The following is a 26,601-nucleotide window of genomic DNA, read 5'->3' as shown; positions in this document are numbered from 1 at the left end:
AATGCTTTAGTACTTTTAAGTACTACAAAATCATTATATCACCCATTTATGATAAAGTCAATAGTACCGATAGATACTATACAAGGTGATAATATGTATTTTAAAAGACTGCGTGATTTGCGAGAAGATCATGATATGAAACAAAGTGAAGTTGCCGAATATTTAGGAATTCAGCAGACGGTCTATTCACGCTACGAAAGAGGATTTCAGTCAATTCCTGTTGAGCATTTAATTAAACTGGCTGATTTGTACAAAGTTTCCACAGATTACATTCTCGGCAGAAAATAGTTACAAATTAAAAATTAAAGTCGGGTAGCAGATTTTCAATGCAAAATTTCTGTTCCCGACTTTTTTATTTGTGATACGGCGTGCCGCCGTGCAAAACTGAACCGCCCTCGGCAGTATATATACTGTCTGAGGGCGGTTCGGTTTTACAAGGGGTTTCCTGAAATCATCTTACTGAAATCAGTTGTTTTTAGGGCTTTTTTTGAAAATTCAACTCAGATTTAACGATGCTATCCAATGATAATAAAAATATTTTCGATGCGTTCTCAAAACTGTTAAATCTGCTAAAGCTTTGACAGCACAAAAGCTCCTGCTGTTTTTGATTAAAAAGAACAGGAGCTTTAATGGGTAAAATTATAAAAAGCACTGGCTCAAACTATGTACCGGACAAGGTAAATCAGTACATAAGTTTTATTTTCATCTGCTCACAAAACTCAAGCCATTCATGTGACGGCTTTTCGTCTGTAATCAGATAATCAATCCTATCCCAATCCAAAAAATTAACGAATGCAGTATGGTTGAATTTTGAATGGTCTGCAAGTAATACCACACACTCGGCACGGCTTGCCATCTCAGACTTCAAATCAGCCTCACCTTCGGAAGAATCAGTTATGCCTCTTTCCATATCAAGCCCTTTGCATCCGAGGAGAACAAGGTCAACATTGTACTTTTTCATAGCCTCTTTTGCAGGTTTTCCGTAGAAAGAACGGGTTTTTTCATCATAAAGTCCGCCGGTTGAAACCAGCTTCATTTTACAAGTGTCGAGTTCCTGAAAAATCTGTGCAGAAAAGGTAATTGCGGTAAGATTTTCATTGTCCTTAAAAAGCTTAACAGCCTCAAGAACAGTTGTGCTGTTATCAATCATCATCGTGTTCACACCAATAAATTTATCAACAAGCAGCTTAGCAATTTTCTTTTTGCTCTCAAGGTTGATTGCCTTGCGTTTAAAGAAATGCACTCTGTCATTCTGAGAAGTTGTATTAAGAACAGCTCCGCCGAAAGTTCTGGTAATGATACCGTCATTCTTCAGCTTTTCAAGATCACGCCTGATAGTTTCTTCGGTTACATTATATATTCTGCTTAAATCCGAGACGAAAACCTCGCCTTCGGTTTCAACCTTTTGTCTGATTTCGTCAATTCTCTTTGCCATAAACATTTCCCTCAACTTTTATTACATACTAACATAATTATCAACAAAAGTAAAGGGAATTCGACTGTTTTTACAATAATTTTAACAATCGGGAGCGGATTCCTTCACCCTATACACAAAGGTGTATTAAGCAACCCTTAATTATTATTGAAAAAACATATTATGCCCGAGCGTAACATTGCAACCGTTCGCACAATCCCGTAGGGTATTTACAAAATCTGTTTTTCCATACAAATAAACAACAACTTCCATATACAAAAAACAGTCGGGAAACAATGCGTTGCATTTTGCAAACTGTCTTCCCGACTATAATTTTCCATTTTTAATTTTCAACTTTCAATTTAAAAAGCTCACTCTCGCCCTATTAAGACTATCTGCACAAACATAAAAAGGCTGAAAGAACAACTATGCTCTTTCAGCCTTTGATTATAATTTTATTCTGTTTTATCGGATTGCCAAATTATTTGAGTGCGGCAATTGCGGCCTCGATAAGAGCAATCTGTTCCCTTTCCTTTGCGGCCTGTCCCTTAACCTTTTCAATTACAGCCTCGGGAGCTTTTGCAACAAAGCCCTGATTGTTGAGTTTACCCTCGCTCTGTGCAAGACGCTTTTTAACCTGTTCAAGCTCTTTGTTGAGTCTTGCAAGTTCCTTTTCCCTGTCAACGAGTTCGTCCATAGGAATGTAAATCTTTGCATCTGATGTTACAATATTTACAGCACCCTCAATTTCAAAGCTTTCTGCAACTTCAACCTCGCTTGCAGATGCAAGCTTCTGAATGAACTGTGTACCGTCCCTGAATGTGTCGGCAAACTTTGTTGCAACATAAACCTTTGCTTTTCTTGACGGCGGAACATTCATCTCTGCACGGCGGTTACGGATTGCACGGATTGCAGACATAATTTTTTCCATTTCATCCGCTGCCTCGGGATAATCAAGCTCTGCGTTGTATTCAGGGTACTTTGCGAGCATTACCGTTTCGCCCTCGTGAGGAATTGTCTGCCAGATTTCTTCTGTGATGTACGGCATAAACGGATGGAGAAGTCTGAGAATCTGATCAAGCACATAGAGGAGTACCTGTCTTGCATTCTGAGCGTCCTCACCGTCACTTGAAAGTCTTGTCTTAACAAGCTCAATGTACCAGTCGCAGTAGCAGTCCCAGATAAATTCATAAATCTTCTGAACTGCAATGCCGAGTTCAAACTTCTCAAGATTTTCGTTTACTTCTTTTGCAACTGTGTTGAGAGTTGAAACAATCCACTTGTCCTCTGTTGTGAGAGTTTTCGGAAGTTCATTCTTAACATCGTGGTCATCAATGTTCATGTGAACATAACGGGATGCGTTCCAGAGCTTGTTTGCAAAGTTAGCGCAAGCCTCAACACGCTTGTCGGAATAACGCATATCGTTACCGGGTGTGTTGCCTGTTGCAAGGAAGAAACGGAGTGCGTCTGCACCGTATTTGTCAATAACTTCAAGCGGATCGATACCGTTGCCGAGAGATTTTGACATCTTTATGCCGTTTTCATCTCTTACAATACCGTGCATAAATACGGTCTTGAACGGAGCAGAACCCATATTTTCACAAGCCGAGAAAATCATTCTTGCAACCCAGAAGAAGATGATATCATAACCTGTTACAAGAGTGCTTGTGGGATAGAAATACTCAAGTTCGGGAGTTTTGTCGGGCCAGCCGAGTGTTGAGAACGGCCAAAGTGCCGAACTGAACCATGTGTCGAGAGTGTCCTCGTCCTGATGAATGTGTGTACTGCCGCACTTACAGCACTTTTCGGGTGCGTCTTTTGCAACCATAACTTCGCCGCAGTCATCGCAGTACCATGCAGGGATTCTGTGTCCCCACCAAAGCTGACGGGAAATACACCAATCCTTTATGTTCTCCATCCAATGGAAGTAAACCTTTTCAAATCTTTCGGGGATGAATTTTGTGTCGCCCTTGCGGACAACATCAATTGCAGGCTTTGCAAGCGGAGCCATTTTTACAAACCACTGCTTTGAAACCATAGGCTCAATTGTTGTGTGACAACGGTAGCAAGTGCCGACATCGTGAGTAAGATCTTCAACCTCTTTGAGAGCGCCGATTTCTTTAAGGTCGGCAACAATAGCCTCTCTTGCCTCCATTGTTGTCATACCTGCGTATTTTCCGCAGTCGAGAACCTCGGGTTCGTTTTCGGCAAGCTGTCCCTTTGCCTTTAACTCATTGTATTCTTCAACATCCTTTGCGCCTGTAAGGTGACCGTCATATGTAAAGCAACGGACAATCGGAAGATTGCAGCGCTGACCGACTTCAAAGTCGTTAGGGTCGTGTGCAGGAGTAATTTTAACAACACCCGTTCCCTTTTCCATATCTGCGTGTTCATCACAGACAATTGGGATTTCCTTGTTAAGGAGCGGAAGGATTACATGACAGCCGTGGAGGTGCTTGTAACGCTCATCGTCCTTGTTGACGGCAACAGCAGTATCACCGAGCATTGTTTCGGGACGGGTTGTTGCGATTTCAAGGTACTCGCCTGTTTCCTTAACCTGATAGAGCAAGTGCCAGAAATGACCGTTCTGCTCCTTGTATTCAACCTCGGCATCCGAAATTGATGTACAGCAATGAGGACACCAGTTTACCATACGGTTGCCACGGTAAATTTTTCCGTCATTATAAAGGCGAACAAAAACTTCTTTAACAGCCTTTGAACAGCCCTCGTCCATTGTGAAGCGCTCACGCTCCCAGTCACAGCTTGAACCGAGCTTTTTAAGCTGACTTGTGATTCTTCCGCCGTACACCTTTTTCCATTCCCATGCACGCTTTAAGAATTCTTCTCTGCCGATATCCTCTTTAGTGATACCCTCTTTACGCATTGCCTCAACGATTTTAGCCTCTGTAGCGATTGACGCATGGTCTGTACCGGGAAGCCAAAGTGCGCTGTAGCCCTGCATTCTTCTCCAACGGATAAGAATGTCCTGAAGTGTTTCGTCAAGTGCGTGACCCATATGCAGCTGACCTGTGATATTTGGCGGCGGCATTACGATTGTATAGGGTTTTTTATCTTTGTCAACCTCTGCGTGAAAGTAGTTGCCTTTCAGCCAGAAGTCGTAAATTCTGTCCTCAAACTCTGACGGGTTGTAGGATTTAGCAAGTTCCTTTGCCATAGTCATTACTCCTCTTGATTTATTGTTCGGATAAACCGAGTTCATATACCTTTTTATTATCTCATTTATGTACTGATTTGTCAATTATTCGCAAATAAAATGTAGCATATAATTTCAAATTTATCACATTTAAAGTTTGACGAATAAAGAGTTAAATGGTAAAATATATTGCATAAAAGGGAACAGAAACAAACAATTTCAAGGGTGTGTATTATATGAAAGTCAAGGTTATGTGCCTTGTGCTGTGTGCGATGGTTTTCGCGTCAATTTTCTGCGGATGCGGAAGTAACAAAAATACCGAAATCATCGGCAAATGGGTGCCGACAACAGCAAAGACAAACGGCGAAACAATTTCATACAGCGAACTCGGAGTTGACGAGAATCAGTTCGGGCTTGAATTTAAAGACAGCAGCAACTGCACCGTCACTCTTGCAGGGATTTCATGCGATTCAACATACACCTTCAACGGAACTTCCGTTGACCTCTCGGTAAACGGCACGGCATACAAGCTGAGCTATGACAGCGGAGTACTTACAATGGTGCTTGATTATGATAACGACAGAATCGAATTTTCGTTTTCCAAGCAAAGATAGTTTTGTAAATTTAAAATTAAAAATTTCGGTCGGGCAGCTGCTTTGCAAAATGCAAAGTTATGTTGCCCGACCGTTTTTTATATATGAAATTTTCGGTTCGTTTGCAACATTACTTATTTGCCAAAGCATAAACCTTAATCGGCACATTTTTTCTTTTGCAATTCTCTATAACAAACCGTGTTCCGTGTGACATACCGTCCCAAAATGCAATAACTTCATCGGCATAATCAATTATTTGCAAATTTCTTTTCAAAGGTGCTGACCGCCCGTATCGTTCGTATTCGGGTAAAAATTCTTTTAGTTTAATATTATGTGTCTTAGCGTAATCTCTCGCACTTCTGTCAACACCAATAGCACCACCGCTTACTATTTCAGTTGTATTCTCAGGTAAATAATCGCCTAAATTATTCACTGTAATACTTCTTGAGCCTACTATCGCAATTTTCATTTTTTCACACTCCTAAAATTATGACACCATTATGACATCATAATAGCACCATTTTCGTTTTGACGCAATAATTACATTAAAATAGTGTCATAATAACATTTAGGAGTACCAATTATGGATGATAATATTTTACGATACACTCTGAGAGTTAACCGCACGCTTTTTCAGAAATTCAGATATGTTGCCGACTATGAAGGTCGTTCCGCAAATCGTGAAATTGAGCAGTATATAAAGCAAAGGGTTAAGTCCTTTGAAGAAGAACACGGCGAAATTGAAGTGAAAAAAGATTAAACATACGCATAGATTAACACCCTTTCGGAGTATTTCCGAAAGGGTGTTTTTTTATCAAACAAAACAATTTTCAACTTTCAATTTTCCATTTTCAATTTACACAAGAAACTTTCCTATCACCGCAACTGCGTCGGTATGACACAACAGATTTGCGTTTTCACGCACCCTTGCCGCTGCATTGCGGTGTTTTTGTCTTTCACCGTATTCTGATAACACCCGTATCATATGCTTCGGCAACGAAAAATAATCAAACACAAGGTAATAATTTCCCGACATTTCGTATGCGGAGCTTTTTCTGCAACATATATTACTGCGGTACAAAGCCTCTACCGCATTCAGAAAATCCGACGCATTCGCCATTTTCCAGCACAGACCGCTGTCGGACTTTTTCAGCCTGTATTTTCGTTTTTTCGGATTTGTCGTAACGAGGATACAACATTCATTGCCGAACGAAAAGGCCTCTATTTTCACATTTTTACCATTTGTGTCAAGCCCCGCCCTGCAACAGGCAAGTCGCATAAGTCCGATAATCACCTTTTGATTATCCTCGTTTTTAAAGCTCATTTTTCCGAAATCAAGCTCAAAATTTTCCATATCCGATTCATCAAGCTTAATCAGCAGTTTATTATCGCCGAGTTTGTCAACAGTCAAAATACTCCCTCCCCTAAATTCCGATACACATACATCTGTTTACATATTATGATGGACGGAGCATTTTTGCAAGTAAATATTACTGGAATAAAATTTGGCTGTTTTTTCACACATAATTGTCGAATATAGCGTATGCAATACAAAAAGGTTGCCAACATAACAATTTAATGCTACAATGATGCCGTAAGATACAGCCACAGAAAATAAAAAGCAAAAGGAATGATTTTTATGCCAAACTGGCTTAATGACGCTGTTTTCTATGAAATTTATCCACAGAGTTTTTGCGATACCAGCGGTGACGGAATCGGTGACATCGAAGGTATCATCAGCAAGCTTGACTATGTAAAAAGCCTCGGTTGCAACGCAATCTGGCTCAACCCGATTTACGATTCACCTTTTATGGATGCAGGCTATGATGTTCGCAACTACAAGAAGGTTGCAGAGCGTTACGGCACAAATGATGACCTTGTTCGTCTTTTTGACGAGGCTCACAAAAAGGGAATCAAGATTCTGCTTGACCTTGTTCCGGGTCACACATCAGACCAGCACGAATGGTTCTTGGAGGCTAAAAAAGCCGCAAAGAGCGAATATTCAAACCGTTACATTTTTACAAAAAGCGTATGGGACGCACCGCCGCAGTACCGTATGATGTGCGGACTTTGCGAGCGTGACGGCAACTATATGGTAAACTACTTCAGCTCACAGCCTGCTCTTAACTACGGTTTTCACGAAATCACACATCCCGAATGGCAGTTGCCGTGTGATCATCCCGACTGTCTTGCAACGGCAGAGGCTATGAAGGATGTTATGCGTTTTTGGCTTGACAAGGGTGCTGACGGTTTCAGAGTTGACATGGCTGACTCACTTGTTAAGAACGATGACGATAAAATTGCAACGGCAAAAATCTGGCGTGGTGTGCGTGATATGCTCGACACGGAATATCCGAATGCCGCAATGGTTGCAGAGTGGTGCAATCCAGAAAGAGCAATCAACAATGCAGGTTTCCACATGGACTTCTATCTTGACCACTACGGAAACGGCTACAGCAGACTTTTCCGCTACGGTGAATTCGGCGATCAGGCTGTTTTCAATCCTAACGGCAAGGGCGATATTAAGGCATTTGCAGATGAATATCTCCCTAACTATGAAAAGACAAAGGACAACGGCTACATCAGCTTTATGACAAACAACCACGATATGCCGAGAGTTACAGCATATCTTGACAAAGAGGCTATCAAGCTTGTGAATGCATTCATTTTCACAATGCCGGGTGTTCCGTTCCTCTACTACGGTGATGAGATCGGTATGAGATACCAGAAAGGCATCGTAAGCAAGGAGGGCGGTTACTCAAGAACAGGCTCCCGTACTCCTATGCAGTGGAACAGCGGTAAGAACCTCGGCTTCTCAACAAGTGACGAGCCGTATCTTGCAGTTGATAAGAGTGCCGACGCTCCGACTGTTGAGAATCAGAAGGACGACCCCGACAGCATCTACAAGGTTGTAACAGACATCATTGCACTTCGTCACAAGTACGATGACCTTAAAGGCAACGGTGAGCTTGAATTTATGTATGAAGAAGGTAAAATTCCGTTTGCATACAAGAGAGGCAACCTCGTTATGTACTTCAACCCCCTCGGTGAAAGTGCAGTAATGAACGCAAAATATACAGGCAAAACAGTATATGCCCTCGGCAACGCTGAATTTGCAGACGGCAAAGTAACAATGTCACCGCAAAGCTTCGCCCTCGTAGAAATTGACGGCTGATTAAATATAATTTTATAGTTTAAGCATAAAAACACCCTTTCGATAAACTCCGAAAGGGTGTTTTAAGTTGAGTTTTATTTATAATTGACTTCCGCATTTAACACAAAAACTGCTGTCGGGTTCATTTTCTTCTCCGCAGTTTGGGCAGGTTATTTTCATTTGTGAAACCTGCGTTGTTGATTTTAGATTATATCCGCAGGTTTTGCAAAATATATCATTCTGACCTATCGGATTTTTGCAGTTTGGGCAATACAGGCTGACGCTTTCTCCGACATTATTATATGAAACTGGCATATTCGGAAAAACCATAACATTATTTTTTGGCTTTATGCACACCATAACAATGCCTGCAATAACCATTACCACCGCAAGAGCCATAAATATGTAACACGGTATTGAATTTGTCGCATTTGTTCTTGCCTGATAGTCCTGCATAAAGCCCTCTGCCCAATGGGTTCTTGTGGACTGCACATCATAAAGCTGAACGGCTGACACAATAAATGTTATCACTCCTGCCACAATCAAAATAGCGCCTATCACTTTTAATGCAGGATTTCTTTTTGTTTTTCCCATATATTTCACCTCATTCCGCTGTTACTTTGTAAACTCTGGATTGTTTATTTTCATATTTCTCGAATAATCCATTTCCAATAGGATAAAAACCTTTTTCCTGTATTGAATAAACTGTATTGCCCGACAAATCCAATATCTCAGTTTTTACGCTATTTTCCAAAGAGTAAACAACTTCAAACAAACCGTTTTGGTCAACTGAAGAAAAGTGTTCAATTTCATACTCATCGGAAGATTTCGTATAAATTGTACTACCATTAATATCAACTAAATTATACACTCCGCCGTCATCTTCAGTAACACAATACCCATTAACAAAACCGCAATTGAGATTTCCTTTAAATACATTATCTGTTATCGAATTACCGTCTATATCTGTTACAATTTTATTATTTTTAATATAAGTTTTGTTATCATACTGCGAAACTACTCGACCAACACCTAAATAATCCTCTGATATTTCAAAATTACTGTCTGAAATTTCTCCCTGTCTGTCGATCAAAACAATTTTATCATTTTCATCTAAGGCAAGAGTATATTTATTTATATTCTTTTCAAAGTCAACAAAGGCACTAAAACTATCATCTTCAACACCGTTAAATTTAACAATTTCCTTATAATTAAAATCAACAACAACCTTATTATTAAAATCTATAAGTCCGTATTTTTCGTCTTTTTTTGCCCTAAACAGTGTTGAAGAAGCAAGAGAAAGTTCATCATATTCAGCAGGAACAATTTCATTTAAATCCAAATCTAATGCACCATATTTATATCCAGTTTCCTCTTTTTTACCAAAAACAATTACACCGTTATCTATTTTGGGTGAGCCATATTCCGAGTCTATATACTTCAACTCTTTTGTTTTCAAATTGTACAAGGCATATTTATCCTCGCTATGAATTGGAAATCTAAGAACAGTATAATCACCGTATATGCCCTGTATCTGTCCCGACTTTCCATAGCCCTCATTAAGTGAAACATTGGAAATATTAGCAACCATATTACCATCTAAATCAAATATTACATTATACGCACAAAAATCAGTAGAATTTATATTTGAATAAGTAACTCTCACCACCAAATACTCACCATAAACTATCGGATCGGTTATTCTAAATGCACTATCCGATATTGAATATCCGCTTGAGGTTGCCGCTTCTTCGAGTGAAATTTCTTCAAACTTATAGGTTTGATTTTTCTGCGGAATCGGTGCAACATAGTTTGTGTCCTCATAATTTGGCTCTGTTGCAGGCTGTGTGGTCGCAGCCTCGGTTGTCACGGCTTGTTGTGACGAATTTGCATTATCTCCCGACTGCGAAGCGTTTGACTGATTTCCGCCGTCATTGCAGGCACACAAAACCGAAGTCAGCATAACTGCACTTAAAACACCTGAAATGATTTTTTTCACAAAGTATTCCTCCTCAAAAATATTTTTCGTTCTCAAATAAGCTGAAACTATTTTCTAAAAGTAAACTTTTAGTTTAAAAAGTTTTTGTTTAGCTAATAATTGTATTATACAGTTTTCGCTTACAAAACGCAAGTGTTTTAAAATATTCTTATCAAAAACTTTTTTGAGGTGAATATAATGTTTGATTTCGGATTAAGAATACGAGAACTTAGGGAGTCAAGACATATGTCGCAGGAAAGCTTGGGCAGGAGAATCGGCAGAAGCAAGCCTGTTATAAGCAATTACGAAAACAACATCAAATATCCTCCGCTTGAAGTTTTAATTTCAATTGCAAATGTGTTCAATGTTTCGCTTGATTACCTTGTTGGCATAGAAAAGAAGGACGCACTCTACATTAACAATCTGAACGAAACACAGTCTAATATAATGAAACTGCTCTACGAAGAATTTACCGATTGCAATCTTAAAGGCAAAGAGCTTTCATCACGCCAACAAAAAATATTAAGCCTGCTCTTAATTGAGTTTTTGAAATGAAAACCAAATCAACATTTTGACATATAAAAACACCCTTTCGATAAACTCCGAAAGGGTGTAATTTTTTAAAATATAACAAAGCGATCGTCACTACGGTCTTAAAAAACGAAAAATGACTTTAAATGTTGTTATGGAACAACAGTCTTTTGAATATTGGGTGCGTCAACAATTGAAACAATACCGTCGCTGTTCACATCGTCCATCGGGAAAGTTTCGGCATTCTGTATTATATATGAATCAAAAAATGTTTCAACTTGCCATTGCAATTTACAAAAATCATTTTTCATAGATGTTGAGCAAAAGAGCCTTGATATCATAAAGCTTCTTTGAGAGGTCAACATAATAGTTATGCGGATTTTCAAAACGCTTAACCTCGTCCCAGAGAAGGTCAATCTGCTCACGGCAATATGTTGCGATTTCCTCAATTGACGGTGACTCATACACGCACTTGCCGTTCTTGAAGATTGGCACAAGAAGCTCCTTTGCGGTATAGTTATCAAGCATTTTTGTTTTCCAAACCGCATTCGGATCGAAAATTGTTCTCGGCTTTGAATCGTCAACAACCTCATCATAAATGCAAAGCTCATCGGCAATAGCCTTGCCGCTGTCCTTGTCAAAATAGCGATAAACCTTTTTGAAGTGCGGATTTGTAATCTTGGTTGTATTTTCGCTGACCTTGATTTTCGGCACAATTTCACCGCCGTCATTTTCAACGGCAACAAGCTTATAAACACCGCCGAATACAGGCGAACTTGATGAAGTGATGAGTCTTTCACCGACACCGAATGTGTCAACCTGAGCGCCCTGCATCATAAGGTCACGAATAAGGTACTCGTCAAGAGCGTTTGACGCAGTAATTGTACATTCAGTAAGACCTGCGTCATCAAGCATTTTTCTTGCTTTCTTTGAAAGATAGGAAATATCGCCCGAATCAAGGCGGATTGCACACTTGGTCTTGCCCTGCGGAAGAAGAACCTCCTTGAACACCTTAATGGCATTCGGGACACCGCTCTTTAATGTGTTGTATGTATCAACAAGGAGAGTAGGATTATCGGGATACATCTCGCAGTAGGTTTTAAAAGCGTCATACTCGCTGTTGAACATCTGAACCCATGAATGTGCCATTGTACCGCCGGCGGGGACACCGTAAAGCTCGTCTGTAAGTGTGCAGGCTGTACCCTTGCAGCCACCGATATATGCGGCTCTTGCGCCGTCAACTGCGGCATTTGCACCCTGAGCACGGCGTGAACCGAATTCAAGCACGGCTCTGCCCTGAGCGGCACGGACAATTCTGTTAGCCTTTGTCGCAATGAGAGTCTGATGATTGATTGTGAGGAGAAGGAATGTTTCAACAAGCTGAGCTTCAATTGCAGGCGCTTTGATTGTCATAACAGGCTCGTTCGGGAAAATCGGAGTTCCCTCGGGGATTGCATAAACATCACCGCTGAATTTGAAGTTTCTCAAATACTCAAGAAACTGCTCGTCAAAAATGCCCTTGCTCTTGAGATACTCGATGTCCTCGTCTTCAAAATGAAGTTCTCTGATGTACTCAATAGCCTGTTCAAGACCTGCCATAATCGCAAAACCGCCGTTGTCGGGAACTTTGCGGAAGAACACATCAAAATAGACATTCTTTTTATAAAAACCGTTTTTAAAATAGCCGTTTGACATTGTAAATTCGTAGAAGTCACACAGCATAGCCATATTTTCTTTTTTCATAATAATCACCTTGAATGAGATTGTATATTCTGTAACGCAGAAGTATAGATATAGTTTAGTCTTTTTTCGTCAATTTGTAAAGCGGAATTTGCACAAAAGCCGTTAAAATCCAGCCCTCTTGCCTATACATTTTTAATATCTCGGTTGACATTTTACCGCTTAAAGGTATAATTAAGTTATATCGAAAACGATCCACTCGGAGGTAAAAATATGAACAGCGAAAATAATAAACTCTGCCCATTCTGCGAAAGCGAAATGATGATTATTCAGGACAACCTCAACAACGGCAAGCCGTACCTTGAATGCCCCACCTGCGGACTCCGTTTCCAAATTGAAGGCTTCCCCGAAAATCCGCAGGAAATCAGAGAAACTGAGTGATTTGGTCTAAACATTTGTATTGCAGATATTGAAAAAATCACCGCTCGGCTCAAAATGTCAAGTTTCACAAAAATGTGTTGACAAATCGACTGAACGGTGATATAATCTATCTTGCGTTGAAATTTATAAGTAAGTTTGCAAAACCGACTTTCATAATTTCATCGGTTAAAATTAATATAGGGGTATAGCTCAGTTGGTAGAGCAGCGGTCTCCAAAACCGCGTGCCGAGGGTTCAAGTCCTTCTGCCCCTGCCACAAACAAGTCCTTGAAAATGGCTTAAACAAGCCGTTTTTGAGGATTTTTTCTTTTTAGTCAGAGGTTAAAAAACTTCGTTAAAAACCGCTTTTCTAAAAATTTTCTAAAAATGCTCGAAATCCATTTTCTAAAACTTTCTAAGTAATTCTAAAAAATTCACGCTGAAAAAATATTGTTAATGGAGTTAGATATACTTATTTTACTTGTCTTATCCGTGTGTGCATAGTAATTTAACGTAGTTGTTGAAGAACTGTGCCCTAACCATTCCGCAACCTGAACAACAGTAAATCCCATATTTAAAAGATTACTTGCTACACTGTGCCTTAAATCGTGAAGTCTGATTGTCGGTAAATCGCTTTTTAAAATCATTTTATGGAATGTTCTTGTAAGATAATTCGGCTCTATAACTCGTCCGTCTTTCCAAGTACATACATAATCTGATTTTATGTAACCGTCTTCTAAAAGCTCTTTCATTTTCTCCTGTTCCTGCTTATGCTTTTTAAGAAGATTATATACATTTTCAGGAATAGGAAGCGTTCTATAACTGCTTTCTGTTTTCGGCGGAACTGTTATAGAACCACCTATATTCTGTTGCAAAGTTTCTGAAACGGTTATTGTTCGCTTTACCATATCTATACTGTGCCACTTTAAGCCGAGAACCTCACCACGGCGAAAACCAAACAACGCACACAACACAACAGGAATTTCAATTACTGAGCCTTTGAACAAACTTAACAGCTCTTTGACTTGTTCCTCGTTAAGAAATTCGCTCTTGTGCTTTTCTGCTTTCGGAGTCTTTGCTGTTGAAGCTACATTATAATATAGTATTCCTCGTCTTACTCCGTCATTCAAAGCCTTGCTGATTGTTCGGTGAATGTGTTTTATCGTTGTTGCCGATAAATGTTCGCTACCGTCAGTCTTGCTTTTATCTGTAAAGAGATAATTATAAAAGTCCTCTAACATACACGGTGTCAAGTCCTGTAACTTTGTTCTTCTGCTATTAAAATAAGGAATAATATGATTATTAATATTGCCCGAATAACCTCTGTATGTTGACGGTCTTAATTCAGGCTTAATATTTTTCAGCCATAATTCGATATAATCAGCAAAATACAAGTCGGAATAATTCAGATTTTTCCTGTCATACTCATTTCGTTTCTCTTCGAGGAAATGTTCAGCTCGCTTTTTGTTGCCTTTTACCGTATAGCCTGTACAAAACCATTTTGTCTTGTATTTAGGCTTTCCGTTAGCCTGAATTTCATCAGTCTTAAAGCTCAAAACAGCATAATATTTTCCGTCTTTAACCTGTAAACTACCTCTTGTTGTTGCCACTTAAAAAACTCCTTTCAAAAGCAACAACTATCAACTCAACTATATTATAAATTGAATTAATAGCTGTTGCAAGTGTTTATTAAGTATTTGCCTGATTATTGATTAAAAAATCAATCAACAATTGTTTAGGAATAATATATTTCTTCCCTATTCTCAAATTTGGAATTGTATTTTCTCTTAATAATTCATACACCTTACTTCTGCCGATATGCAAAATAACCATTAAATCCTCGGCAGTAAGCACATCAGAATAACTTTCCAACATACTCACACACCCCCTCTAATCAGCAGGATTGTCAAGGCTTTCTACAAGCTCAAGAAACTCCTTACAAGAAGTGCGCCTGCCGTTTTCATCTTTTGAAGGTCTTTTAGAGCGGTAGTTATCTCCGTGAAGAGGTATTCCTAATTTACCTAAAAAGTATCGCAAGTCTTCAAAACTGTAGCCGTTATAAGATGTACCCATTTTTTGACCGTTACTCATGTCGATTATCCAATATCTCTGACACGCTCTGTACCGTAATTCCTTATAACCCAAGAACACCGGCTTTAATTCATACCCAGCTTCTCGAAACACTTCCTTAATACGCCAACTGGAATAATAATCATATGTCGAGATGAAAGTTAAATCGCTAAGCTCGCTACCGCCTGTATATTCGAGGATTTCATCTGAATCATCTTCATCACACATATTCTTTTCTTCAATCATATACATCACCTTCCACTTCGCAATGAGGATACTTGATACCTTCAAAGAGGGCATATTGCAAAATCTCGTCTGCCACAACTGGGTTAATAATAAAATTATCGAAGTCAACCTCTTGACAAAAAGCTATATTATTTGCAAATGCAATATAAATACCTCTTAAAAGGCGCTCTAAATCTAAGGCATATTGCTCTCCGTTTCGGGTATAAATATAGACATATCCACCCTCGGCAATCGGAAATAATATATCGTCAGTGCCTTTGGCATCACCCACATACCGAGTTGCTTCTACCCAATGCTGTGCGTTACCGAAAAAGGCTAAGTATAATATGTGGCTTAACGCTTCCTTTGATAACTTCAAGTTTCTGTATACCATGCTATTGTCATAAAAAGAGTATACACAAACTTTCACTTTGTGATTTCTATTCCATTTTTCACTTAAATTCTTTTTCATAGTGAAAACTCCTTTCTGAATTATAAATATAAAAAGAATATTGAGTTAAAATATTTAAGTATTTCGGTTTCTCGGTTTTTCGGTTTTATATTTATTTGAATTAGTTAGTTTTTAGGAAATAGGTTTCTCGGTTTTAAATGTTTTACTCCATATCCTTTGAATAAAAAGTGCGTTCAAATTCCTCATCAGATACTACCTGATTATCTGTGTTACTGCTTGTATTTATTGCCGTTAGTGTAAACGGATTGTCACTTTCAGAAATTTTCTTTATAATCTCTGCAACATCAATCTTTGTAAGGTCAACACTGACAAAGCAATCTGATAAACTTTGCTGTGATAAACTAAGAAAATTCTTTCTAAGCCAAGCCCTTATCTGAGGGTTAATTTCAAGTTTTTTCTTATGGTATTTCTTGTATATTTCATACAGAATACTCCAAAATTCAGCAACAGCTTTTTCACCCCATATAACGCTGATTTTGTATATCAAAGGGAACAAACCGCTACCGTAAATAATATGCTGAATGCTTTTATTCAAACTATTGTTAGCAGGACTTTCACAACGCAAAGCGTGAAAATTACTGCATTCAATTATTTTAAGCAGGTCGTTTGTAAAATCAGTAAAACAGCTGTTAAGAGGGTCATAAAAACGGTATCTGTCACATATTTTGCTTGCAATGAACTGCGATACAGAAACATCATCTGTTATATGTTCCAATTGCTCGGTTATTTGATGAGCATAGTTTCCTCTGTATGAAGCCTCAAATCTAACCCAACTGTCGCACTGCAATGCTTCATCAAGGCGAAAACCGTTGTTGCTAATTTGCTCCGATTTTTTATCATAAACCCGAAGTAGTGACTGTGCGTTTTCAGCCCTTGAACCGATATAGATTGACTCAGTCACCAAATTTTTTTCAACAGAAGAAATCTTTCTTTTACTGTGTCTGTAGTTACAGTCAAGCACCTGTAGACTTTCGTCCTTTAACCTGCTGTATATGCTATGCGGTGATAAATCATAATTTTTGTAGTCAGCAGTTAAATCTATACGGCTCAGTCTGTATCTGTATAACGGACTTTCAATGTTGCTTAAAAACTTTCCGATATTTATATTCTCACCGTAGAAATCAAAATACCGCTTTTGATATACTGCCCAAGAGTGAGCAGAGAAACGAACTAATATTCCCATATGCACAAAAGTTTCGTGTAACGCTATAGTGAAATAATATGGAGCGTTCTCAATAGTAAATGCTTGTGAATATGCCTGCGGCTTTTTATCACGCATTTCTACAACTTTACCGAGCAACAATTCTATGTCCGCCTTATAGATAAATTCCTGTATCATTGAATAAGCTGTACTTTGCCAATCGTTACAAACATCATCAATCGGATAAAAGAAAACTAAAGAAAATTCATCTACACCGACTTTCAATTCTTTATCCATTCATATAATCACTCCTATAATATCGAACGCATATTCGATAAAATTATATTATCCCCTTCATTAAAGTGAGGGGATTGACTTGCCGTCAGGCGGTTCGCACCTTGACGGTGCTACCGCCCACGGCAAAGCAATTACTTTTGCGGTTTAAGACTCTCATTAACTAAATGAATAGCACTTGCCTTTGCCGCAATCTGATGTCCTGCACTTGTCCAATACAGCGATAATTCAAGATTATCAAAGCGTACATAAATACGGCTGTTGCCGTCAATAGGATTGTCAATCTGTTTATCACTGTCAATACGAACGCTAAGCCTATCAAACTTATTTTCCTCAAGAATAACGATATACTTATATCCTGTAACCGTGCTTGTTCGGCGTCCATCCACATAGGCATATGACGGTATAACATCTATCAACAATAACTTACTGCCAACAGAACCCAGTACATCAATTTTTGCATTTTTAATATCCATAGCTATCTCCTTTCTGTTTATTTTGAACTTCATTTGAAGTTCTTGATTATATAAAAACACATGGAGTTGCGAATTTTGGGATACTTTGGATAGGAAATACCCCTTTTTAAGAATTTTTAAAAAATTTTTCTGCTTCTTCAAGCCACAACTTCAAGATTTGCGTTTGCTTTGCATAGTCATAATTACGAAGTAATTCCATAAGTTCACTGGGAAAGCCCTCTAAGAGATATGTACCATACAATAAGTAATCTAATGAACATTTTGTAGTGAGCGAAAATCTAATCAGATACTCAAGAGCAGTATTTCTTATGTCTGTGTACTTTTTGCTCTGAACATCACTTTTCTTTGAATGATACTTGTCCATTGTGTTTTTAGATACACCTAACAATTCGCTGAACTGTTTTTGTGTCAATTTCCTTTGTTGATGATTACAAAAATACTTGCGTACCTCATCTAATCGAGCTCTATAATCAAGAAAAAAATCTTCATCTTCATCATCAAAATCTTCGATATATTTTGAATTACCCTCTAATAAATTAAAGCAATTAAAGCAAAAATCGTTAATCTTGCTTTTACCTGAATGTTTACAAATTTTCCTTAATTCTTCAATTTCGGGTAAATTATGACCGAAAACCAAATAATCTAAAGAAACATTAAAACGCAGATGAATGAGAAATAAAAAATCAGTGGACGGAAAAACGATTCCGTGTTCAACCTTACTGACATAATCCTTTTTATAGCTAAATTCAATGTCAGTAAGCGAATAGTCACCGTAATTATCATAATCATCATCAATTTTCGGGTTTAAAAACTCAAGAAACTCATTTACAGTCTTAGGCTGACCGTTAAAGCCTTCTTTTCTAAGCCCCTTTCTCAACTGCTGTATTCTTTCTCCAATAGCCTTCTTGTATGCATTTCTTTGCATAATTATTGACAACTTTCTTGTGCCATAAATTTACACAGAGTGCAGGACACACTCTATAAGTGCTTATGTTAGAAACGCAGGGAAGAATTGATACTCAACCAAGGTTTAGATGTATCAACCACGACAAAAAAGGTATGGTTTTAGATTTTGAAAGTGTTAGGGTACAAAGAAATGTGTTATAGGGTATAGTGCAATTTTGGCTAATAGTAAAAAACGCTATTTTATCGACCATAAAAAATTGCCATAAACCACAAGAAACGACAATTTATTTTAAAGCATAAAAAATAGCCCAATCAGAGTAATGATTGAGCTATTCTTGTGCATAAATATTCAATTTGCTGTATAAATAATTATCGGGATAAAGCTGTTTTTATAACGGCTTTTGTATCGTTTATGTTTCGTAACATAGGCACAACTATTTCTCTCAAAGGCTTTCCGTCAGTTTGCAGATATCCTTTGCCCCTTGATTTTGGTTCTATCATCTCCTTATTATCATTAAATACCATTGCTATACTCTCTTTGCTGAGCGTACCAAGACCTACCACATTGCCAAAGTTATCTCGTCCTGTAATATATGTTGAATCGGCTCTTTGTAGTGACATAATGATAAAAATATTTGCACCTCGACCTAACATAAGAATGTTGGCAAGTTTTTGCTTGTAGTTATCCTGCTCTTTCTTTACGGCTAAAGAACTGAGGAAACCCGACCACTCATCAATACATAAATAAATCGGTTCATATTCTGAATTTACACTTGCATTTGCCATTCTGTTTTGTAATTCATCAAAAACACAGTCAACAGCTTCACCGACAGAATTATGCTTATAGTAATTCCGACAGTCATTAAACTCAATAAAGTCAATGCCTTTAAAGTCTGCCAAAATCAATTTGACAGACTTCTTTGCTATTTGACCTAATATGTATGTTAGAAGATAAGTTTTACCGCTTCCGCTTGGTGCTACTATCAGCATATGAGGTACAGAGGAAAAGTCCACCGTAACAGGCACTTTTACACCCTGTGAAAGAATAGATAAATCTACACCGACAGTTAATTTACTGCTATCAAACCTCATCGTCATACACCTTATCTGTTGTTATATTCAGCTGTTCATCTCTCTTTTTGGATTTGATATAATGCCTTACATCATCTTCACAGCTAATATACATCACGGCAAATTTTAGTAAATGCTGTTCCTCGTTATATACAACCTTTTCAATATATACGCTCGGTATCATACCGTAGGATTTGCTGTTGTAGTATGAGGGTAAATTAACCATGCCGTAATTAAGCAATTGAGCTTCAATATACGATTGGATAATTTGCTTTAATGTATCTTCATCAAAGTCATATGATTTTTTTGGCATAATAATCTGAAAGGTGTAAAAAATACAGTTGTCAACACATAGTGGATTGTACCCCTCTTTTAAGAGAGAACTGCAATCTTTACCAAGCGGAAGTTTTAAAAACTCGTTGTTGCTCTGTAATACATCATACAAAAAGTAAAGTAAGCTCGGATAAACGCTGTTTACAACTTTCATTCTTGCTTTGTTTGAAGCAAAATTAGCTGTTAAGCGAAGAGCGGATTTGATAGATTTTCTGTCGCTCAATTCCAATACCAACAAGAAAACCACAACCAAAACAGTCATTGCAATTAGGCAGATAAACCCTGTCAGCAAATAACTTACTGCTCCTGACAAAGAAAACGGTATTCCGAGTTTGTTGCACTCTGAAAGATATTCAGAGCCGAAAGCCATAATTACGAAAAAAGCTACTGCAAAATAGGTGAGCAGTACCACCCTAAAAGATTTTTTATTCATAAAAAATCCTCCTTCATATTTTTTGAACCTCTAAAGCAATCTTTGAAGTTCTTGATTATATAAAAACACATGGAGTTGCGAATTTTGGGATATTTGTAACTAATCATAACGAAACCGCAGGAAATTTTATATTTTCTGCGGTTTGTTTATTTTATAAGGTTCGCTATGGTTAAAGCCATAGCGTTATTTTTTTGTCCGATTTTTGCCGATATTCACGCTCACAAGCCTTAACTGTTTTCTATATTCAAATCGTCACCGTAGGCTTTAATTTCACATTTTGCTCCGCTTATTTTATAAGTAAAGAATTGCCCTACGGCGTATCGTAAACTTGCTTCTTGACTTATGAAATTTCACTACGCTTTTAATGCTCAAAAAGCCCAGACGATGACGATTTAAACGAATATAAAAAAATCAGAAAGGAGTGAAAAATACAGCGTGAATATCTAAATCGGACTTATTAAAAGCCCACCAATTCAGAATTACCGAATATAAATTTTAATTGAAATCAACTTTCAAAGGAGAAACCATTATGAAATACTTTACAAAATGCAAAACAGCCGAAGACCTCAAAAAGGAATACAGAAGATTAGCTAAACAGCTTCACCCCGATTTAGGCGGTGATACAGAAGAATTTAAGGTAATGCAAAACGAATATGAGATTATGTGGGAACGCCTGAAAAATATACATACAAATTCAGAGGGCGAAACCTACACCAAAGAAACAACGGAAACACCGCAGGAATTTATAAATATAATCAATGTGCTTACAAGCCTTTCGGACATTGAGGTTGAAATTTGCGGTACTTGGTTGTGGGTATCGGGAAACACCAAAGCACACAAAGAAGTGTTGAAAGAATTAAAATTCCGATACGCTCACAAAAAACAGGCTTGGTATTACCACACAGAGCCGTACCGCAAGAAAAGCAAACGAGAATTAACGCTTGATGAAATCCGTGATATGTTCGGTTCTGAAAAGTATAATCAAAGCGAAAACAAAACTCCAACATTACACAGTTGACAAAAAAGGGGAACAGCTGAAAAGTTGTTCCCCTAAAATTGAAATTACTTCAAATTTTACAGTTTCATTCATATAATTTTTGAAAGTTATTTTACAAAAATATTGAATTTTCACATATTGTATGCTAAAATAAAAATGCCAAACAAATTTGAATATATCAGCATATTAGTTGTGTGCATTTTTATCTTTAGGTAAAAATGCAGGCTCTTATTTGCATACTGCTTTTATGTTGATGTGAAATTTGTTTGGCGACAAAAGGGCTATGTGTTTTTCGGGTGCGTAGCTTGTCTATGTACCCTTTTTTTAATGAAAAATAAAAAGTTTTAATAAAATTTAATTTTTTCTCGCAAAAAATGAACCTTTTTGACATTTCAATTGTCTAATATATAGAGCTTACGACATAAGCCCTTTGTCGCCAAGAATATATGATGAGAGGAAATGGAATTTTATGAAAAAAATTATTTGTTTAGCACTGGTTGCAACCTTTATAACCTCTTTGGTTGGGTGTTCAAATTTAGCTCCCGAAAGTAGCAATAACAGCGAATCTGCAAAACCTAAAAGTATAAAGAAATTATATGAGCGTGAAGTTATTCAATTTGCCGAAGATAACGGTTATGAATTTGAAAGGTCTGATACTTCTGATATTGCTTCTGACAGCGGTGAAACTTTAGGTGCTTTAACAGTTGTCAGAATTTCAGGTGTAGTTTCAGGAAACAAAGAAAATGAAACAACCACAGGTGTATCGGCAAATAATCAAAAGAGTGTTTATGGCAGTAACATAATCAATGCAGGAAGCTCCTACGGCGGTAACTTTACGATTATGTACATAGCGTATTCTTCAAATGAATACGCAGAAGCAGGAGTAAGCTCTTTTATTTATGATTTGGAAGATAGTTATTATTTTCGTGAAAAAGAGCATTACACAGTGGCAGATGAATCAGGCGATAATTATTATAAGCACACATTTTATATGAATCCTGATGATGAACTGATAGATACGGACTATTTCCAATATTGTGAATTTTATTCAATCGACAATACTGTATTGATACTAATGGTTAATAATGCTTCCGTAAAAGATGAAGCACTTAAAAAGTTTAACCGCTTATTTCAATACAACAAATAATAGAGGGGCAATGGTATGAAAACCACAAAATCTTTAATTTTATTGATTGCAATGTTAGTGCCAATGACAAGTGTTGCTTTAAGTGGCTGTAATGGAAATAACGAAGTTTCAAAGGCTACCCCCGATCAAGCGACCGCACTAATTACAACACAGCAAGTAACTACACAGGCACAAACAGAACCAACGGTTGCAGAAACTACACAAGCACCAAAAACTGATTACAAGGAAGCATACAAAGCATATAAAACTATACTTCAACAAAATGCCTTTGAAATCAGAGCGTATGATTATCAGAACAAAACAGATGAGTCAAAGCAAATTGTTTTTGAGGATATAATGGGTGATTTTACCCCTGAACTGATATTTGTTAAGTCTGTTGAAGATACATACAACGATTACACATATGTAACGCTAAATATATATACTTATTCTGACGGAGAGTGTAAAAAGATTTCTTTTAAAGATAAGGACGAATACCAGTTACAAACATCACTTCAACATACATATGACCCGTACATTTTATTTAAATCATCTGACGGTAAAGACTTATACTTGTTTACACAACGAAGATTGACAAATAATGATTGTAAAATTTTCAAATTTACAACAGATAATTGTGAAGAAAATGAGGTTGATTTTAAGCTTACTATGGATCAGCTTAAAAGTGAAATTCCTAATTTAAGCAATTCAGGCAACCTGTTTGATGAAGAAGTCGGTTACGATAAATGTGATAAGTATAAATACGATATTCTTGATAATATGGGTTCTTTGCTGTTATACAGTGATTATCTGGATAGTGATTACGGCAATTATTACAGCCCTGAGAAATGCAAAGGTATGTCATATTCAGAAGCAATGTCTTTTTTAGCTAAGTATGACAGCGACTCCCAAAACAACGCAGATTACAGTCCGATAGCAGGATTTTACAGGGTTATTAAAAACGGTATGGTTAGCAGTACGGTTGAAATAGCTGATGACGGTACATTTAAATGTGAAGTCAAAGGCTTTTCGGCAGATAAATATTATGAGTCTGTATGCAGTGGTGTTATTACAAATCTTAAAAAGATAAGTGATAATAAGTATACCTTTAATTGCGGTGATACTGTTATTGATGATGAGCCTGAAACAAGGAATATAAGCGGTAAAACTTGGACAATAGAGCACTGTGATAATGATTTTGACACAACAGATGAATTAACTCTTTACACTGCAGGTACTTATCCTACTGATATGAGAGAAAAAGATTATCAAAATTATAAATTTTGGAACAGAAACAATTCAGAAAATCCCATACCGAATAAAATGATATTTCTTGATAACGGTTCAATTTATGATTTGAGCAGTAAAAATTGATTTTTTAAAAATTTTCAAAAAATCTCTCGAAAAAATGAACCTTTTTGACATTTCAATTGTCTAATATATAGAAACGCAAAAAAATTATAAAGGAGGAAATATTATGAAAACAATCAAAGAGCTTGTATTGAGTGCTAAAAACGGCAATAAAAAAGCATTTGATAAGCTGTATGAGCTTACACATAATGATGTGTGGTACAACTGCCTTTCTTTGCTCAAAGATGAAGAAAACGCAAAAGACATAATGCAGGAAACCTACATCACCGCATTCTTAAAACTTGATACACTCAAAGATGAAGAAAAATTTTGCGGTTGGATTATATCAATAACTGTAAACAAATGCAAAAACAAATTGAAAGGAAAGGTGGAATATCAGATAGATGATGAAGTTCTGATTACAGAAGCAGAAACAGATGAGTTAATGCTCCCCGAGGAGTACATAACCAAAACCGAAAAAAGAAAAGTACTTTTACAGATTATGGAAGACACACTTTCATTCAATCAGTATCAGACTGTTTTAATGTTTTATTTTGATGAAATGTCAATTTCTGAAATTGCACAGGGACTTGAAATTTCAGAGGGAACGGTAAAATCTCGCCTTAACTCTTCAAGGGCAAAGATGAAAACCGCAATTGAAGATTACGAAAAAAAGAGCGGTGACAAGCTTCACGGCGTTGTTGTTGTACCTTTCTTTACAACTATTTTCAAGGAAGAAGCAAAGAGCCTTGCAGTACCGAACATTACAATCAAGCTCCCGAACGGACAGACACTTGCAACCTCTGCAACAAAAGGCATTGCAACAGGTGCAAAGTCAACAGTTTCATCTATCGTAAAGGCAACAGCAACTGCGACAGTAAAAACAAAGGTAATTGCCGTTGTCTGCGGTGCTACAATACTTGCAGGCATATCAGCAGTCGGCATAAGCATTCTTGCAGGCTGTAACGCTGAGAAAGAACCGACAGAACCGTCAGTAATATCTTCAACCGTACAGACATCAACTGTTCCAACAACTGTACCTAAGACTACAGTACCAAAGGCAGTTAAAGATTTGGTAGACAAGGGTGAAATCAAGGTCGACAAAGACGGCAACATCACTGATAAGAATGGTAAGAAAGTCGAAGTAAAAGACGGCAAAGTAGAAGTAAAAACCGACGACGGTAAGACAGTTACAGTTAAGGTTAACGATGTAAAAACTACGGTATCTAACAAAAACAACAGCAACAAGGGTAACACCGAAAAGAAAGAAGATACCAAGTCAAATACATCAAAGAAAGACAACACTTCTTCAAACACCAAGAATGATAGCAGTTCTTCAAGTAACAACCAGAAGCCAGCGTCCAAGCCGAGCAACTCTTCAAATAATAAGCCAGCGTCAAATACTACAGCGACTGAGGCTCCGAAATACAAGTACTATAAGCATCACGATGCTGTGACAAAATATCACCCTGCAGTGACAAAACATCACGATAAAGAGTGGATTGTAACAGGTACTCACGAGGAACCAGTGTATGATTATGATTGGGTAGATGTTTGCAATGATTGCGGTCAACAGTTAGTAGATGCTAACCAGAGAAAGACCCATCTTCTTTGGGAAGTAAGAGAAAATGGTGGCAGAGGCTCATATCACGCTGAAAAACAGCAGGTTCAGGTAGGCACAAAAACAGTAGAAGACGGTCATTGGAAAGACGCTTATGACGAAGTTATTACTCCAGCTTGGACTGAAACAATCTCTCCAGCTTACGACGAGGAAGTATCTGAAAATGATCACTGGGATAAGAAAGTTCTTATCAATTAAGCGTGTTGGTATTAATTCGACAGCAAGTATAAATCCTTAAAATAATTATTGGGAAGAGAGGGTTCTTTATGAACCCTCTTTTTCTTTGCTAAAAATAAATATTATACTAAAGAAAGTATTCAATTTAATTATAATATATGGTAAAATATAATAGAAATAAAAGTAAAGGTGTGGTTGTACTTATGATAATTTTATATATTTTCCTTGTAATGTTTTTTATTGTAGCTTTGGTAGCGACATATGAGAATCATTTATATAGTATAACTTATGGTAGGAATAGCTTTTTAGGTATCTTGGTAATTATTTCTTCCTTAGTAGCTATGGTGTTAATGTTTATTGCTATTTATGTATTTCAGTAATTTGTAAAATGGAAAACCAAGGGTATTAATAGTGTAAAAATAATTACTTATTTAAAAATAGAAAGGTTGTAGAGTATATGGATATTGGAGTACTACTATTTATCTGTTCAGTAGTAGTAGGTTTACTGGTTGTGATTTATATGTGGTACACTTTTTAATAGAAAAGCAATCATATTTAAAATAGAAAGGAAGTATTAAGATGACAATATACAGTTTTGTAGGTGATGAGGATTTAAAAAATATTTTTCACCTACCAGCTGAGGAAGCGGTAAAGCACCCTGACTATAATAAATACATAAGGGTATTATCAAAAGCAATAAGTTGATAGATGTTGCGTTCTCTAAAATCTTTCTAAAAATTTTCTAAAAATTATCCGAAATTTCTTCTTTCGGTTAGTGTTACTATGTGTTATTTAATGTTATTTTGTACAAATTATTGTTCTATAAAGCAAATATGATATGTTAAATAACACTAAAAAATCAGTAATAATCAGTAATAACATCTTGCTTCGACTGCTCCAAAACCGCGTGCCGAGGGTTCAAGTCCTTCTGCCCCTGCCACTCATTTTTGGCTTCGGAAAGCGATTTCCGAAGCCTTTTCTCTTTTA

At 37.2% G+C, this 26,601-nt stretch carries 28 protein-coding genes and 1 tRNA gene; 12 read left to right on the top strand and 17 right to left on the bottom strand.

Annotation, left to right across the window (positions count from 1 at the left end; all coding sequences use genetic code 11):
- The first annotated feature begins 48 nt into the window (after positions 1–48).
- Entirely contained in the window at positions 49–288 is a 240-nt protein-coding gene (locus QDI94_RS08790; protein WP_306540659.1) for a helix-turn-helix domain-containing protein, read from the top strand.
- 394 nt (positions 289–682) lie between these two features.
- On the opposite strand, the gene QDI94_RS08785 is transcribed toward QDI94_RS08790, so the two are convergent.
- Positions 683–1,435, bottom strand: coding sequence for a DeoR/GlpR family DNA-binding transcription regulator (locus tag QDI94_RS08785; protein ID WP_278868380.1), 753 nt, complete (start codon positions 1,433–1,435; stop codon positions 683–685).
- 460 nt (positions 1,436–1,895) lie between these two features.
- A complete protein-coding gene (locus QDI94_RS08780; RefSeq protein ID WP_278868377.1) occupies positions 1,896–4,589 on the bottom strand; it encodes a valine--tRNA ligase in 2,694 nt (897 codons plus the stop codon).
- A 215-nt stretch (positions 4,590–4,804) separates the two neighbouring features.
- On the opposite strand from QDI94_RS08780, the gene QDI94_RS08775 reads away from it, so the two are divergent.
- Positions 4,805–5,182 (top strand): hypothetical protein, encoded by a 378-nt coding sequence (locus QDI94_RS08775; protein ID WP_278868375.1) that lies wholly within the window; start codon positions 4,805–4,807, stop codon positions 5,180–5,182.
- A 109-nt stretch (positions 5,183–5,291) separates the two neighbouring features.
- Here QDI94_RS08775 and QDI94_RS08770 read toward each other — a convergent pair whose 3' ends face one another.
- The gene (locus tag QDI94_RS08770; RefSeq protein WP_278868373.1) at positions 5,292–5,630 is read right to left on the bottom strand and encodes an SLOG family protein; all 339 of its coding nucleotides are present in this window, start codon (positions 5,628–5,630) and stop codon (positions 5,292–5,294) included.
- A 114-nt stretch (positions 5,631–5,744) separates the two neighbouring features.
- On the opposite strand from QDI94_RS08770, the gene QDI94_RS08765 reads away from it, so the two are divergent.
- On the top strand, positions 5,745–5,921 hold the full coding sequence (locus tag QDI94_RS08765) for a hypothetical protein (RefSeq protein WP_015523241.1): 177 nt from the start codon (positions 5,745–5,747) through the stop codon (positions 5,919–5,921).
- Positions 5,922–6,017: 96 nt separating this feature from the next.
- On the opposite strand, the gene QDI94_RS08760 is transcribed toward QDI94_RS08765, so the two are convergent.
- Positions 6,018–6,572, bottom strand: a complete 555-nt coding sequence (locus tag QDI94_RS08760; protein ID WP_278868371.1) for an adaptor protein MecA — start codon at positions 6,570–6,572, stop codon at positions 6,018–6,020.
- 228 nt (positions 6,573–6,800) lie between these two features.
- Between QDI94_RS08760 and QDI94_RS08755 the strand changes: the two genes are divergently transcribed.
- Positions 6,801–8,336, top strand: coding sequence for an alpha-amylase family glycosyl hydrolase (locus QDI94_RS08755; RefSeq protein ID WP_278868368.1), 1,536 nt, complete (start codon positions 6,801–6,803; stop codon positions 8,334–8,336).
- Positions 8,337–8,414: 78 nt separating this feature from the next.
- Here QDI94_RS08755 and QDI94_RS08750 read toward each other — a convergent pair whose 3' ends face one another.
- Positions 8,415–8,909 (bottom strand): zinc ribbon domain-containing protein, encoded by a 495-nt coding sequence (locus QDI94_RS08750; RefSeq protein ID WP_278868365.1) that lies wholly within the window; start codon positions 8,907–8,909, stop codon positions 8,415–8,417.
- A gap of 10 nt (positions 8,910–8,919) precedes the next feature.
- The gene (locus QDI94_RS08745; protein ID WP_278868361.1) at positions 8,920–10,314 is read right to left on the bottom strand and encodes a WG repeat-containing protein; all 1,395 of its coding nucleotides are present in this window, start codon (positions 10,312–10,314) and stop codon (positions 8,920–8,922) included.
- A gap of 177 nt (positions 10,315–10,491) precedes the next feature.
- On the opposite strand from QDI94_RS08745, the gene QDI94_RS08740 reads away from it, so the two are divergent.
- Entirely contained in the window at positions 10,492–10,848 is a 357-nt protein-coding gene (locus tag QDI94_RS08740; RefSeq protein WP_117931210.1) for a helix-turn-helix domain-containing protein, read from the top strand.
- 128 nt (positions 10,849–10,976) lie between these two features.
- Here QDI94_RS08740 and QDI94_RS08735 read toward each other — a convergent pair whose 3' ends face one another.
- Together QDI94_RS08735 and QDI94_RS08730 are read right to left on the bottom strand one after the other, a co-directional pair.
- A complete protein-coding gene (locus QDI94_RS08735) occupies positions 10,977–11,114 on the bottom strand; it encodes a hypothetical protein (protein ID WP_278868358.1) in 138 nt (45 codons plus the stop codon).
- Positions 11,115–11,124: 10 nt separating this feature from the next.
- Positions 11,125–12,567 carry a nicotinate phosphoribosyltransferase gene (locus tag QDI94_RS08730; protein WP_015523285.1) on the bottom strand — a complete coding sequence of 481 codons (1,443 nt, stop codon included), beginning with the start codon at positions 12,565–12,567 and terminating at the stop codon, positions 11,125–11,127.
- Positions 12,568–12,777: 210 nt separating this feature from the next.
- Here QDI94_RS08730 and QDI94_RS08725 point away from each other — a divergent pair, with 210 nt between their 5' ends.
- On the top strand, positions 12,778–12,945 hold the full coding sequence (locus tag QDI94_RS08725) for a hypothetical protein (protein WP_015523284.1): 168 nt from the start codon (positions 12,778–12,780) through the stop codon (positions 12,943–12,945).
- Positions 12,946–13,123: 178 nt separating this feature from the next.
- Positions 13,124–13,199, top strand: a tRNA-Trp gene (locus QDI94_RS08720).
- Positions 13,200–13,356: 157 nt separating this feature from the next.
- Here the strand turns inward: QDI94_RS08720 and QDI94_RS08715 are convergent.
- From QDI94_RS08715 to QDI94_RS08675, 9 genes are all read right to left on the bottom strand, one after another.
- The gene (locus tag QDI94_RS08715; protein WP_278868354.1) at positions 13,357–14,532 is read right to left on the bottom strand and encodes a site-specific integrase; all 1,176 of its coding nucleotides are present in this window, start codon (positions 14,530–14,532) and stop codon (positions 13,357–13,359) included.
- 79 nt (positions 14,533–14,611) lie between these two features.
- Positions 14,612–14,797 (bottom strand): helix-turn-helix domain-containing protein, encoded by a 186-nt coding sequence (locus tag QDI94_RS08710; protein ID WP_117520720.1) that lies wholly within the window; start codon positions 14,795–14,797, stop codon positions 14,612–14,614.
- Positions 14,798–14,812: 15 nt separating this feature from the next.
- A complete protein-coding gene (locus QDI94_RS08705; protein WP_117886817.1) occupies positions 14,813–15,238 on the bottom strand; it encodes a hypothetical protein in 426 nt (141 codons plus the stop codon).
- Positions 15,231–15,689 (bottom strand): hypothetical protein, encoded by a 459-nt coding sequence (locus QDI94_RS08700; protein ID WP_278868352.1) that lies wholly within the window; start codon positions 15,687–15,689, stop codon positions 15,231–15,233. Before QDI94_RS08700 ends, QDI94_RS08705 begins: the two co-directional genes overlap by 8 nt.
- A 142-nt stretch (positions 15,690–15,831) precedes the next feature.
- On the bottom strand, positions 15,832–17,127 hold the full coding sequence (locus QDI94_RS08695; protein WP_278867605.1) for a replication initiation factor domain-containing protein: 1,296 nt from the start codon (positions 17,125–17,127) through the stop codon (positions 15,832–15,834).
- A gap of 131 nt (positions 17,128–17,258) precedes the next feature.
- The gene (locus QDI94_RS08690) at positions 17,259–17,600 is read right to left on the bottom strand and encodes a hypothetical protein (RefSeq protein WP_278868350.1); all 342 of its coding nucleotides are present in this window, start codon (positions 17,598–17,600) and stop codon (positions 17,259–17,261) included.
- Between the two features lie 106 nt (positions 17,601–17,706).
- Positions 17,707–18,525, bottom strand: coding sequence for a helix-turn-helix domain-containing protein (locus tag QDI94_RS08685; RefSeq protein ID WP_278867600.1), 819 nt, complete (start codon positions 18,523–18,525; stop codon positions 17,707–17,709).
- A 350-nt stretch (positions 18,526–18,875) separates the two neighbouring features.
- Positions 18,876–19,598 (bottom strand): type IV secretory system conjugative DNA transfer family protein, encoded by a 723-nt coding sequence (locus QDI94_RS08680; protein WP_169923300.1) that lies wholly within the window; start codon positions 19,596–19,598, stop codon positions 18,876–18,878.
- Positions 19,588–20,343 (bottom strand): hypothetical protein, encoded by a 756-nt coding sequence (locus tag QDI94_RS08675; protein ID WP_278418488.1) that lies wholly within the window; start codon positions 20,341–20,343, stop codon positions 19,588–19,590. Before QDI94_RS08675 ends, QDI94_RS08680 begins: the two co-directional genes overlap by 11 nt.
- Positions 20,344–20,872: 529 nt before the next feature.
- On the opposite strand from QDI94_RS08675, the gene QDI94_RS08670 reads away from it, so the two are divergent.
- The 5 genes from QDI94_RS08670 to QDI94_RS08650 all read left to right on the top strand — a co-directional run bounded on the left by QDI94_RS08670 (position 20,873) and on the right by QDI94_RS08650 (position 26,319).
- A complete protein-coding gene (locus tag QDI94_RS08670) occupies positions 20,873–21,361 on the top strand; it encodes a DnaJ domain-containing protein (protein ID WP_278868348.1) in 489 nt (162 codons plus the stop codon).
- A gap of 448 nt (positions 21,362–21,809) precedes the next feature.
- Positions 21,810–22,487, top strand: a complete 678-nt coding sequence (locus QDI94_RS08665) for a hypothetical protein (RefSeq protein WP_278868346.1) — start codon at positions 21,810–21,812, stop codon at positions 22,485–22,487.
- Between the two features lie 15 nt (positions 22,488–22,502).
- Positions 22,503–23,840: a hypothetical protein gene (locus QDI94_RS08660; protein ID WP_278868344.1), complete on the top strand. Its 1,338-nt coding sequence runs from the start codon at positions 22,503–22,505 to the stop codon at positions 23,838–23,840.
- A 103-nt stretch (positions 23,841–23,943) separates the two neighbouring features.
- Positions 23,944–25,635, top strand: coding sequence for a sigma-70 family RNA polymerase sigma factor (locus tag QDI94_RS08655; protein WP_278868341.1), 1,692 nt, complete (start codon positions 23,944–23,946; stop codon positions 25,633–25,635).
- 558 nt (positions 25,636–26,193) lie between these two features.
- On the top strand, positions 26,194–26,319 hold the full coding sequence (locus tag QDI94_RS08650; RefSeq protein ID WP_278868339.1) for a hypothetical protein: 126 nt from the start codon (positions 26,194–26,196) through the stop codon (positions 26,317–26,319).
- The last annotated feature ends 282 nt before the right edge of the window (positions 26,320–26,601 follow it).

Source organism: Ruminococcus bromii, assembly GCF_928721825.1.
In the GTDB taxonomy this organism is placed as follows: Bacteria; Bacillota; Clostridia; order Oscillospirales; family Acutalibacteraceae; genus Ruminococcoides; species Ruminococcoides bromii.
Note: the sequence above shows the minus strand (reverse complement) of the source record. Positions and strands in the feature narration are given on the sequence as shown.